13 protein-coding genes and 1 tRNA gene are annotated in these 11,631 nt (G+C 30.8%); 11 read left to right on the top strand and 3 right to left on the bottom strand.

All coding sequences use genetic code 11. From position 1 onward, the window contains the following. Positions 1–185 precede the first annotated feature (185 nt). Positions 186–389, top strand: a complete 204-nt coding sequence (locus tag B0M43_RS09635; RefSeq protein WP_078008534.1) for a YodC family protein — start codon at positions 186–188, stop codon at positions 387–389. Positions 390–564: 175 nt separating this feature from the next. Here B0M43_RS09635 and B0M43_RS09630 read toward each other — a convergent pair whose 3' ends face one another. Next, complete coding sequence (locus B0M43_RS09630) at positions 565–897, bottom strand: hypothetical protein (protein ID WP_078008535.1); 333 nt, start codon at positions 895–897, stop codon at positions 565–567. Positions 898–1,046: 149 nt separating this feature from the next. On the opposite strand from B0M43_RS09630, the gene B0M43_RS09625 reads away from it, so the two are divergent. Next, a complete protein-coding gene (locus B0M43_RS09625) occupies positions 1,047–1,274 on the top strand; it encodes a helix-turn-helix domain-containing protein (RefSeq protein ID WP_078008536.1) in 228 nt (75 codons plus the stop codon). A 94-nt stretch (positions 1,275–1,368) separates the two neighbouring features. On the opposite strand, the gene B0M43_RS09620 is transcribed toward B0M43_RS09625, so the two are convergent. Next, positions 1,369–1,848 (bottom strand): hypothetical protein, encoded by a 480-nt coding sequence (locus tag B0M43_RS09620; protein WP_078008537.1) that lies wholly within the window; start codon positions 1,846–1,848, stop codon positions 1,369–1,371. A gap of 862 nt (positions 1,849–2,710) precedes the next feature. On the opposite strand from B0M43_RS09620, the gene B0M43_RS09615 reads away from it, so the two are divergent. The 4 genes from B0M43_RS09615 (at position 2,711) to B0M43_RS09600 (ending at position 5,581) form a co-directional block, all read left to right on the top strand. Beyond that, entirely contained in the window at positions 2,711–3,553 is an 843-nt protein-coding gene (locus tag B0M43_RS09615) for an AraC family transcriptional regulator (RefSeq protein ID WP_246860216.1), read from the top strand. Between the two features lie 88 nt (positions 3,554–3,641). Continuing rightward, positions 3,642–4,196, top strand: coding sequence for a porin family protein (locus B0M43_RS09610; RefSeq protein ID WP_078008539.1), 555 nt, complete (start codon positions 3,642–3,644; stop codon positions 4,194–4,196). A gap of 570 nt (positions 4,197–4,766) precedes the next feature. Further along, a tRNA-Glu gene (locus tag B0M43_RS09605) sits at positions 4,767–4,838 on the top strand. Between the two features lie 239 nt (positions 4,839–5,077). Further along, on the top strand, positions 5,078–5,581 hold the full coding sequence (locus tag B0M43_RS09600; RefSeq protein ID WP_078008540.1) for a GNAT family N-acetyltransferase: 504 nt from the start codon (positions 5,078–5,080) through the stop codon (positions 5,579–5,581). 122 nt (positions 5,582–5,703) lie between these two features. Here B0M43_RS09600 and B0M43_RS09595 read toward each other — a convergent pair whose 3' ends face one another. Then, positions 5,704–7,458: a hypothetical protein gene (locus tag B0M43_RS09595; RefSeq protein ID WP_246860215.1), complete on the bottom strand. Its 1,755-nt coding sequence runs from the start codon at positions 7,456–7,458 to the stop codon at positions 5,704–5,706. 378 nt (positions 7,459–7,836) lie between these two features. On the opposite strand from B0M43_RS09595, the gene B0M43_RS09590 reads away from it, so the two are divergent. The 5 genes from B0M43_RS09590 to B0M43_RS09570 all read left to right on the top strand — a co-directional run bounded on the left by B0M43_RS09590 (position 7,837) and on the right by B0M43_RS09570 (position 11,623). Beyond that, a complete protein-coding gene (locus tag B0M43_RS09590) occupies positions 7,837–8,514 on the top strand; it encodes a DUF6134 family protein (RefSeq protein ID WP_078008541.1) in 678 nt (225 codons plus the stop codon). 32 nt (positions 8,515–8,546) lie between these two features. Further along, complete coding sequence (locus tag B0M43_RS09585; RefSeq protein WP_078008694.1) at positions 8,547–9,575, top strand: sterol desaturase family protein; 1,029 nt, start codon at positions 8,547–8,549, stop codon at positions 9,573–9,575. A 17-nt stretch (positions 9,576–9,592) separates the two neighbouring features. After that, the gene (locus tag B0M43_RS09580) at positions 9,593–9,778 is read left to right on the top strand and encodes a hypothetical protein (protein ID WP_078008542.1); all 186 of its coding nucleotides are present in this window, start codon (positions 9,593–9,595) and stop codon (positions 9,776–9,778) included. Positions 9,779–10,037: 259 nt separating this feature from the next. Next, positions 10,038–10,640, top strand: coding sequence for an RNA polymerase sigma-70 factor (locus B0M43_RS09575; RefSeq protein ID WP_246860214.1), 603 nt, complete (start codon positions 10,038–10,040; stop codon positions 10,638–10,640). Positions 10,641–10,660: 20 nt separating this feature from the next. Continuing rightward, positions 10,661–11,623 carry a FecR family protein gene (locus tag B0M43_RS09570; protein WP_168199932.1) on the top strand — a complete coding sequence of 321 codons (963 nt, stop codon included), beginning with the start codon at positions 10,661–10,663 and terminating at the stop codon, positions 11,621–11,623. The last annotated feature ends 8 nt before the right edge of the window (positions 11,624–11,631 follow it).

The following is an 11,631-nucleotide window of genomic DNA, read 5'->3' as shown; positions in this document are numbered from 1 at the left end:
TGAATAATCAATTAATATTGCTTTTACAAAATGTAAGATTTAAATACATTTTTTATTATCTCTATAAATTATAGCAAATACAAATCTGGAACGAGAAATGTTAATAAGTAATTTTTAAAAATAATGGGGAACCAAATTTAAAAAAGAACTTTGTAATTATTAACTCAAAATAATTATAAATAACAATGGAAAAAAAATTTGCAATTGGTGATAGTGTAGAATTAAAAAGTGGTGGACCTACAATGACAGTAACAAAGCATATTGGTACTGTCCCATTTAGTGGGCCTAGCCAATATACTGGAACAGTTGAATGTTCATGGTTTTTTGATCACGAATTAAAGAAGGCAAACTTCCCTCAAGATTCATTAGAACTAGAAAATTTAGATTAAATAAATTCATTATTAAAAATTATATTTTTTAATCCTTTATTTTTGCAGAACTACTAAGACAAAAAGCTTCAGAGAAATCTGGAGCTTTTTTTGTCTACATTACTTTGCGTTCACGAGCTGGACGCTCGCGCCAGCTGAAGAATTTATCTCCCTACTTCATCATAATCTATTTTCTTCATTCCCCAATAATTTGCGAATCTCCAATAACTATCTCGCTAATTTCACCTAACAATTCAAATTCATTTAAAGGAAACATCACAAGTATCATTTCCAAAATAAGTGAAACATTTACAGCATTGTTGTTTGTACTTGATATTATATGTCCTTCATTATCTATTGTTAAAATACACATTTTTAACATATTTGTAATCACACAACCAAGCTCATAATAATTAATCTTGATTTGGGCAGTATAGAATTCTGATTTATTCTCTGACTTTGGGTTATTGAAATACTTCTGAATTATTTTTCTAAGATTCTCCAATTTTTTAATCTCAATAGTTTCCATAATTTACCTCTCCTTTTTTTTATTTACCAAAAGATCCTTATATCTTTTTACAAATATAAATAAAAAAACAGTCATATTTAACTGGATATATATATTCCTGTTTTTTTGACTACTTTCTTATAATTTTCAAACTTCATAATAAGTAGGAAATGAGAAAAACTGAAGTCCCTGAATCTGTTAAGATTGTTGGAAATAATATAAAGGAAATTATAAAAGAAAAAAAACTTAAAGTAAGACACATTGCTCACGATTCAGATTTAGATATTGAAGCGTTAAGACGATATATGTTAGGCAAACAAATTATGGGAATCGACAAGCTTATTCGAATCAGTAAAGCTCTAAATGTAGAGATATCAGAATTATTCCGAGAAATATAGCCAGCTACTAAGACAAAAAGCTCCAGACAAATCTGGAGCTTTTTTTGTTTATACCATTCTTATTCTCTTTGCGGGCACAGATTACAAATCTGCGCTATCGTTGTCTACATATCGGAGCGATCGGGGTTTTATTTTTAGCAAAGAATCTCAGTTTTTCTTTTTTAAATTGATATTCAATTTCCTCAAAATTCCTGTTTTCAATTATTTCTTTTTCTTTGATGTCAATAACAAAACTTACTTTAGTTATCCAAGTATTGGAAACATTTGAAAAGTCAGATTCAATTTCAATTTCATCTGAGTCAATTTCAATTTCATACTCTTTGGTCAGTAAAATTATTTTAGCTCCACGAGATGTTTTTAAATTTATATGACTCAGAATAGTAGAATTCATAAATAAAAATCCATTTAATTCCTGAAAGTTTAACCAAAATTGACCTTGTTTTGATTCTGCAATTTTAATACCTGAAATATTTTTAATCTTCTCTTCAGTATGAGTATCAACGTGTAATCTTTCCATTGCTCTAATATTTCCAAGAGCAGCTAAAATTTCATCTTTTTTTCTTAAAATATTCATTTACTCGATTTTCATTTTTATTAAGAAACTCTTTAATATAGGTGATTTTATCCCAATTTTTATCCAATTTTGAAAAACTACCGCCAACTTGTATATCCCTGGCAAAGCAAGCCTTAACTACCCTAAATTAGCACCTATCTCTAACAAATATAAGTATTTATTTATTCTCAAAAATAGAATAATTATTTCATAAATCATCCAATGGACTTTTTATTTATTGAATACTTTTCGTACTAAAACGCGGGTAAATTACGGCGATCTTGCTACTTTGATGACTTAATAATTCTTGAATATATCTTCAGTTCCACTTTTAGATTAGTATTGCAAAAGGTAGAAATGCAAAAATATTTTAGATCAGCCTTTACAAATCCTACTCTTAAAAAATTTGTTCTGTTCTTTTTTATACAACCGAATAACATATTTTAGTTAATCATTTCTTAACCCATCAAAAAAGTTATTAGTATTACTATAAATTCGTCGTCAATTCATATGAAATAAATAGGTCTTAAAAATATTCATTACCACTATATCCTAAAAGAAAATTTAAAAACAACTTTATACTAAAGAATTGATTTATACAACACTTTTAAATATTGCGATTTTCCAGGGAATAGTCTTAGGTTTGATTATTTTAAAGTCTTCCTTATTCAATAGTAATTCAAATAAATATCTTGCATTCTTAATATTTACGCTTTCAATTAAATTACTGACTCATGTTTTTGATATTCAACAGGTATTTACCTCCTATCCTCTTCTGCGTTTTATAGACGACATCGAGTGGGTATTTCTAATACCTGCTTTTATATTTCTATTTATTAAAAACAGGACTGATAATACTGGAAAAAATAAACAAAAAAATTATTTGCTTTTTATTCCATTTGTTTATTCTGCTGTGCTTAACATCATAAACGATCTTGATCATGTTGCACGAATTTATACTATTCCTGAGTCAGGCATGGCTATCATCCAAATACTTGGTCTGATCCAACTTGCATTAGCCGTTACATTCATCCCATTTCTTCCGCTTTACTCTTATTTTTTGATAAGACATTTAAAAGATCCACAAGAAAAAAAATGGATCATCACCTTATTGACAATTGTTTCTATACTGCTAATTGTTTGGCTTATTACTGCTCTAGTCGGCTTAATTCTTGACTACGACATTTCTTCTAGTATGAATGTTTTGGCTTTATTTGCAACATTCATCATTCACTGGACAGCTTATATAGGTATTTACAAATATAAACTGGCCAAAAACAAAGATGCTATCTCCAATTTTTTAAATGAAGATTTAGCTAATTCTTATACCAATCTGCAAATTGTAGAAAATAGCAGGCCCGAAGAATATAAGGAATCTATCACTGCAGATAATCTTTATTTTCAAAAACTGGAAATACTGTGCAAAGAGCAGCACATTTATACCGATAGTACATTAAACAGAGAAAAAGTTGCTGAAAAACTAGGGATAAGCGCTGGATATCTTTCACAAATTATAAACACAATAACAGGAGATAACTTTGCCAACTACATCAATCAATATCGGGTTGAAGCTGTAAAGGAAATGATCTTAAATTCTGAATACGAAAACTACAATTTGTTGACAATGGGATTAGAATCGGGATTTACTTCAAAAACGACTTTTTATAAAGCTTTTAAAAAAGTTACGGCTCAAACACCAAATGAATATAAAAATACCCGTAAATAGGTACCAATTTATACAGTTTTAAGGTTTTGAAACCTCTTACAGCTTTTCTTATGCGAATTTTGGATTCAAATAATTCAAAACAAATTTTATGAAAAAATTTTTATTACTAGCTGTTGTTACAGTTTTAGGATTCGCAAATGTTAATGCCCAGGAAATTAAATTTGGCGCTAAAGGAGGTTTAAACTTTGCAACTGTTACCGGAGATAATACCAAAGGTATTGATGTTGTAACCTCATTTAATTTTGGTGTTGTATCAGAAATTCCAGTTTCTGAAAAATTTTCTTTTCAACCTGAATTAATGTATTCTGGTCAGGGATATAGTTTCAATGATAATACAATTGAATTAAGTTACCTGAACATTCCTTTGATGGGAAAATATTATCTAACAAAAGGATTGAGCGTTGAAGCCGGACCACAAATAGGTTTTTTACTTGCTGCAAAAAATGAAAAGACGAATGTAAAAGATTCGTTTAACACTTTTGACTTTGGTGTTAATTTTGGCTTAGGTTATAAACTTGACAACGGACTTAATTTTGGTGTAAGATATAATCTGGGATTAACTGATATTAATAATGTGGATAATTCTTCTGCTAAAAATAAAAACAGCGTATTTCAGGTATCTGTTGGTTATTTCTTTTTCTAAAAATCAACAATTCTATAACGTTCTACAGTTGTATTATAAGTGTATTAACTCATCATTTTCTGGAATCTAAAATTTTGAATTAATCATTTAAAATTCACAAAAAAAGGGTTTAAGGATTGTACAGCTCTGCTATTAAAACAAAAACACCACTTGAAAAAGATGGTGTTTTTAGTTTATACTATTTAAACCCAATTATCATTTCCCTAAGCTTTATTTATACTTTATTTTAATAGAAACTTTTTAGGATAACAATGTTTTTTTGTGCTGCTTTTAAAAAACTCACCCTTAAAAAGGAAGAATATTCTTTCATGCAATACAATTCACAATAGCATTTTCAATTTTATTCAAAATTTTTCTTTTATTAAAAGAAGAACCAAATCTTCTTTCTTCCTTTTATTTCTGCTAAACAACCAATTATTAATCAAACAAATACATTTAAGTTAACTCAATTCTGTTTGAGATTGATGAGTTGGAACTGTACTAGTTCCAGAATAATCGAAAAAAGTTTTTTGAAAAAATCATTGTGTATTTTAAAATTGATTGTATTTTTGCACCCGCAATAGCAAAGTAGGCCCGTTCGTCTATCGGTTAGGACGCATGGTTTTCATCCATGTAAGAGCGGTTCGATTCCGCTACGGGCTACTAAAAAAAGCTTCAGAGAAATCTGGAGCTTTTTTGTTTTTAAATCGATTTGCTTTTTCATCTTTCATGAAATAGAAGCAACCAAATATTTTCTTTTTATAAAAAATCATGGAATATTTTAGAGAGCAGAAAATTATTCTACTTATTTATTTTCTGTAAATTTGGCTGTAATTACGAAACAGAATTCTGCTACTATTTTAGCAAAAAGTTCTGAATTATTTACCTAATAACTGCCAGCCATGTCTACTCTTTATCAAAGCCCTAGAATAACCATTCGAGAATTTTTACCTCAGGAACAACAAACATTTTTAGATCTTTTTAAAGACAATCAGGTTACTCAATACCTTCCTGTCACTTCACCAGAAAGATATTCGGAAATGTTTAATGAATTACTTGAAAATTACGAAAAGAAAAATCTTAGTCGTTGGGCAATATTCGATACCACAAATAATAATTTTATAGGAATGTGTGTTGCCCGTATTTTTGTACACAATACGAACCAAATAGAAATTGGGTATGTACTTAGCAAGGCATATTGGGGAAAAGGTATTGCCACAGAAGTATGCAAGGCTCTCACTCAATATAGTTTTGCCAATACAAATACGAAAGAAGTTGTCGCTATAACTGATATTGACAATACCGGATCGCAAAATGTGCTGCAAAAATCAGGATTCGAACGATTGAATAATTTGATCCGGGATCAAGATGAAATGGCCTATTTTAAGATAGCAAGACAATCATAAAATCTAACCCTGTTTTTACCAATCCGGAAGTACCGATTTTATCTCTTTTGCAATGTTCCAGTATTTTTTAAAATCAGTCTTGTTTGCGATTCTTTTTATTTGGTGCCTTTTATATCCTGTTTTTATTTTTCATAAAACTCCCAGTCATCGGTAAGTTTCATAATTAAATTGTATCTCTGTTTATAGTCATTATCTACCTCATCCGGAAATTTTGAGTCGTGTGCTTCGACTACAAAATTGCCGTATTCCATAATAAATCCGTTAGGATTACTGAATTTAAAACTTATTCTTCTAATCTCCAGTTCATTTCTTCCACACCCTTTCGAACTATACAAATTACCTTTATAAATACGAAAGCAAGAACCCTCGCCCATTGTATTATTAATTTGCCTTTTACCATCATATTCCAGAGCATTACTGCTTTTAGCAAGAAGTTCATTTAAAGCAGAAAGGTTGTCTGGCTTTTGTTGCAAAGCGTGAATAATTAAAACATTAAAATCTGGAAAAGAAACCAAAACAGTATCCTTGACCGTAAAACTGCCTATTTTTTCTTCGGATGGATAACCTTCTTTTTTTAATAAATCGATCAGTTTAGCGGTAAGTCTTTCGGTGGTTTCATATAATGTTTTTCGGTTCTTTCGATTTTCCAATCCATAATCAGCCTGGTCTTCGTTGAGTAAATTTGTTATTTCTTTTTTTAGATTTAGATTGAATTTACGTTGCGCATTTTTACAAACCGAGTCGTATTTGATACTAAAACTTTTCCATTCCGGATTTTTTCGAAGACTGGTAAAAATTTTAGAATTAAAATAAGGCAGTTCGATTCCTTTCAAGGCCAGTTGTTCGCCCCACGTAAAGGCATTCTTAAAATCCCTTGATAAAACCGCACAACGAACGGCGTTATGAATATCTCTTGCAAATAGTGTTGGATAATTTTGGGCAAGCAAATTATATTGTTCTTTTGCTTTACCATACTGTCTGTTCAGGATATAATTTTCGGCACTTTTTGTATAGTTATAATAATTGATTTCTTCTTTTTGTGTTTTTTCTTTTTCAATATCTGCAATCAGTTTATTATTGCTAATTAAGGGAATGCAATCAAAATTCTCTTTTTGTATTATTTTTTTTCGTTTATTTTTCTCAGGATCAAAAATCATTGCACCTACATCAAAAATAGCCGAATATGTTGCAAATGAACCAAAAGCAAGAAGCGAATTTTTAGTCACCTTTCCTCTTATTTTAAAAGATTGTTTGTCTCCCAAATTTGTTTTGTAGTACTGATGATTTTTAAAATAAAAAGCAGGAAACGTATCCAGAACAGTAAACTCATTTGCCTCTTTATTACCCAGCTTTACCTCTACGCTATCTTTGTTGATTGTTTTACCCAAATAACAAACTCTTATCGTATCTGTTTTTTCCCCCAGAAATAGATCGACATAGCTTCTTATTTTTTTTGTTTTTATGAAGGTATTATTCCCCCAATCATTATTTGCGCTCACAAAGCCCTCTATTTCTGCAATACTATCTTTTGGGTTATAATTACACTTATTTATTTCTATTTTTAAAAAACACATCGATAAATGTTCGACAAAACTAAAAGTCCTAAATTTTTTACTCTTGAATGTTATCCCGTAATTAATAATTCCTTTGTACTTCCTGCTGTCTACAAAATAAGCAGTTGTAGCACTATCTTTTGATACTGAAAACCAATTACTTCTATTATTCTCCCAGATATTGTATACGTTATTAAACACGACATTTTTTTCAAAATCATTTTGATTAAAGGTTTTATATTGTATCTGTTTTTGTCCCAATGCCTGATGGGTAAACACAATATTCATTAAAATAATTAAGGAAATTATACATGTTTTTTTCAAAATAGTAGTGCTTTTTAAATAGTGGCTGAATAAAAAAACTAAGTTATTTACTTTATAAAAATTATCTTATGCAATAATAGGGTATTTTATTTTTGATTTTGATCCTTAGAATTTTGCCTTCTAAAAGATAATAAACTGTTTCATATTTACGCTGCAACTTACTCAAAGACAGCTGCAAAACTATCAAGAAGAACTTTATAAAATTAAAAATTATTTTATTCCAAAAACACCTGCGTTTTTCTGAAAAAATTTTCCTATTTAAGAATTTTAAAAATCATTCAAAAAAAAATAAAAAACGACGTAGGGGTAAAATGAGATTCAATTGTATTACTACAATAACAAGAGCACAATTATGAGCTCTTAATCTCAAATTGCCTTATGATACTCATTATCACTGTCGAATTGTTATTTTGGTTTTTACAAAAAATCACCGCTATTGAAGCCGGAAAATTTAGTTTTCTAATAATTTCTGAACAAGCAAAATTGGCTGTTCTCTTTTTTCTTTTTACAATAAATTCTCAGGCACAGGAAAAAACAGTGAACTATAATGTGCTTCGTAATGGCACTGTGATTGGACAAATGCAGTTTTCTCAAAAGACTAATAATAATGATGTTTTTTTGAAAATTTCATCGGAAGTAAAAACCCGGTTGATTTTTGGTATTGATATCAAAACCGAAGAAGGTTCGCATTTTAAAAATGGGAAACTAATATCTTCTTACGTAAAGCGCCACGTAAACGGAAAAGAAAAAGCCAATAAAACAACCCAACTTATAGATTCGGGTTACAAAACTTTAGCTGAAAATAAAAAGGGGCAAATTAAACAAAACTATATCGATTACAACCTGATGCTACTCTACAGTAAAGAACCTGTAAGCGAAAATCAGGTTTACTCTGATAGTTTTCAGCAATTTCTGGTCATCAAAAAAACAAACACTCACTCCTATCGCATCGTATTACCTGACGGAAATTATAATGATTATCATTTCCTGAATGGTGTATGCCAGAAAGTCGAGCTGCATCATTCCTTATTTACAATCAATATTCAAATCGCATAATTCAATCAAAAAACAATCAAAAAACAATCATCATGATCAAAATCATCAATCACCTGTTTGCTAAACTTACTTTCTTTGGTGCAGAACCTATTGCAATGGGGAAAATTCTCGAAATAGAAAAAAGTGCCCCAAACTTAATTGTATATGCGCTGCCGGTTGTATTATTTTTTACCGTGCTCGAATTTGTTGTTTTTTATTTCTTAGAAAAAAAAGAATACGACAAAAAAGAGACTTTAGGATCTGTACTAATTGGTTTGGGTAATCTAACGGTCAATTTATTAATGAAAACCGGTTTGCTTTATGCTGTTGTTGGCATTTATAATCTAGTGCCTTATCGTATAGAATTTAATTGGTGGAGCCTGATCCCGTGTTTTATACTCTATGATTTTAGTTCTTACTGGACGCACAGAATTTCTCACTATTGCCGTTTTTTCTGGGCAACCCATGTTGTGCATCATTCGGCTGAACAGTATAATCTTACGGTAAGTTTTAGGCAAAGCTGGTTTCAGTATGCTAAAATTGTATTTTTTATCCCTTTGATTTTTGCCGGTTTTCATCCTGTAGTGTTTTTTATTGCCAATCAGTTAAGTGTATTATACCAGTTTTGGGTACATACAGAAGCCATTGGAAAGCTGCATCCTTTTATCGAAAAACATTTTGGAACGCCATCTAATCATCGTGTACATCACGGAAGCCAGGAAAAATATCTCGATAAAAACTTTGGAGCCACTTTTATGATTTGGGACCACTTATTCAATTCCTTTCAGTACGAAGAAGAAAAACCCCGCTATGGCATTACGAGTCCACTTAAAAGCAAACTCAATCCGTTATACCTCAACATTCATGAGTTTCAGGACATTATTAGAGATGTGAGAAAGGCAACTGGTTTTCGAAAAAAGATGTATTACATTTTTGCCAGTCCAGATGCTATTGCCAAAAAGAAACTACAAAAAGAAACTACTCAACCTCAATTACCAGTATCATGCGAAGAAGTCAAAAAAAACACCAACAATTTCAGCAACAGCTTTTCGAATACTTTAGCCGAAAAGATAATTGTATAAAAACCATAAACAACAAAATGGTCGCGACAGAAACAGATAAAGGAGTATCTTTTACTTATCTCTCAGATCATAGCTGTATTGTTCATAGTTACGAATTCAGTTTAAATACTGACATTGATATGAACACTACAATTGATGCTTTTATTGCGTTATTGGCCAGTCACAACAGGGTGCATTATCAGCCTAATCCATCCTACAATTAATCAAAAAAATAACATTAAATAATCCTCCAAATGCAAATATTTTCAACACATAGAAACATAGCTTTTCTTTACGTAAAAAGGCGTTTCACTTATTTAAAATACACATAACTCTCTATGTGAAAGAAATGTATTTCTTTTTGTTTCCTTTTCAGCACAAAAAAATCTATGTTTCTATGTGTTTAATTTTTTATGCGTCGAGTAAAGAGAACAAACGAAGTAATTAACCCAGTGAGTTATTAAATATAAAAAGTATCTATCTTTGATTGAATATCAAAACGTATTAGTGGAATATAGCAATAGCGATCCTGTCAGATTTATAAAGAACGGAAATGAAGCTGCTTTTGAAAAGGTTTTTAAAATGTATTTTAGAAACCTTCATGCCTTTGCCTACACTTTTATGAAAGATGATAGCATTGCAGAAGAGATTGTACAAAATGTATTTTTTAAGATTTGGGAAAAAAGAGATCAATTACAAATTGATGATTCATTAAAGGCGTATCTCTACAGAGCGGTTCACAATGAAAGTCTGAATCATCTTAAACACCTAAAAATAAAAAACTCCTTTCAACTTCAGTATTCAGGTAATATGGAATCCTCCAATCAAGATGCATCCAACCAAATGATCGCATCTGAACTCGAAAATGATATTCACAAAGCAATAAACGAATTGCCGCAGCAATGCCGGACTATTTTTCAAATGAGTCGTTTTGAGCAGCTTAAATATCAGCAAATTGCCGATCAATTGAATATTTCGGTCAAAACAGTCGAAAATCAAATGGGAAAAGCCCTGAAAGTATTACGATCTAAACTGGTTGAATATCTTCCTTTTCTCCTGTCCTTTTTACATTTAATCCGAAGATGATGAGCCAAAACAATATGAATATGAGCGATGATTTACTAGTGAAATATCTAGTTGGCGAAACTGATGCAGAAGAAAATGCAACAGTAGAAATTTGGCTTAAAGCCGATAGAAAAAACCAAAACTATTACAACGGTTTTAAGAAAATATGGGAAGACAGCCTTGTAATTGCTGCCAAAAACACCCACATCGATGAAGATGCTGCCTGGAAACGGCTGCATAATCGCATGCATGAAAAAGATGTTCCCGAGCATACGCTGAAAAAATCTTCTTTCCAGTGGCTACGCATTGCCGCCTCTATCTTGCTTATCAGCACTTTAGGATGGTTGGGGTATTCTTATTTCGAAAATAAATCAGCAAATACAACACTTGAGATACAGGCTACAAATACTACTTTAAATGATACTTTACCAGATGGCACAACGGTTACTTTAAACAAAAACTCATCATTGTCTTATAGCAGTAAATTTAGGGGCAGGACACGTCAAGTTGTCTTAAAAGGTGAAGCTTTTTTTAATGTTGCGCCAGATAAAACAAAACCTTTTATTATTACTATTAATGATGTTACGGTACAAGTGGTAGGAACTTCTTTTAATGTCAAAAACAAAAACGGAAAAACAACTGTAGATGTCGAAACTGGAATTGTAAAAGTGAGCAAAAACAAAGATCAGGTAGAATTAAGACATGGCGAGAAAGTAATCATTGCCAATTTGCAATCACAATTACTAAAAAGTGTCAGCAAAGGCAAACTCTACAATTATTACCGTAATAAAGAACTTGTTTGCGACGACACACCACTGCAGGAATTGGTGGATGCGCTCAACGAAATATACGATGCAAATATCATTATAAAGAAAACCGAATTACAGAAAAAACCAATAACAACAGTATTTAAAGACCAGTCATTAGATCAGATATTAGAAGTAATTCAGGAGACGTTTATGATCGAAATTGAACGTAAAAACAATCAAATTCTTTTAGATTAATTCCCTTT

The organism is Flavobacterium sp. KBS0721 (genome assembly GCF_002007065.3).
Classification (GTDB): Bacteria; Bacteroidota; Bacteroidia; order Flavobacteriales; family Flavobacteriaceae; genus Flavobacterium; species Flavobacterium piscis.
This window is presented reverse-complemented; position numbering and strand designations above follow the sequence as displayed.

Coding starts and splice junctions, on each gene's coding strand:
- B0M43_RS09580 (WP_078008542.1), top strand. CDS start 9,593: ATGGTCGCGACAGAAACAGATAAAGGAGTATCTTTTACTTATCTCTCA.
- B0M43_RS09590 (WP_078008541.1), top strand. CDS start 7,837: ATGATACTCATTATCACTGTCGAATTGTTATTTTGGTTTTTACAAAAA.
- B0M43_RS09635 (WP_078008534.1), top strand. CDS start 186: ATGGAAAAAAAATTTGCAATTGGTGATAGTGTAGAATTAAAAAGTGGT.
- B0M43_RS09600 (WP_078008540.1), top strand. CDS start 5,078: ATGTCTACTCTTTATCAAAGCCCTAGAATAACCATTCGAGAATTTTTA.
- B0M43_RS09620 (WP_078008537.1), bottom strand. CDS start 1,848: ATGAATATTTTAAGAAAAAAAGATGAAATTTTAGCTGCTCTTGGAAAT.
- B0M43_RS09630 (WP_078008535.1), bottom strand. CDS start 897: ATGGAAACTATTGAGATTAAAAAATTGGAGAATCTTAGAAAAATAATT.
- B0M43_RS09610 (WP_078008539.1), top strand. CDS start 3,642: ATGAAAAAATTTTTATTACTAGCTGTTGTTACAGTTTTAGGATTCGCA.
- B0M43_RS09585 (WP_078008694.1), top strand. CDS start 8,547: ATGATCAAAATCATCAATCACCTGTTTGCTAAACTTACTTTCTTTGGT.
- B0M43_RS09625 (WP_078008536.1), top strand. CDS start 1,047: ATGAGAAAAACTGAAGTCCCTGAATCTGTTAAGATTGTTGGAAATAAT.
- B0M43_RS09570 (WP_168199932.1), top strand. CDS start 10,661: ATGAGCGATGATTTACTAGTGAAATATCTAGTTGGCGAAACTGATGCA.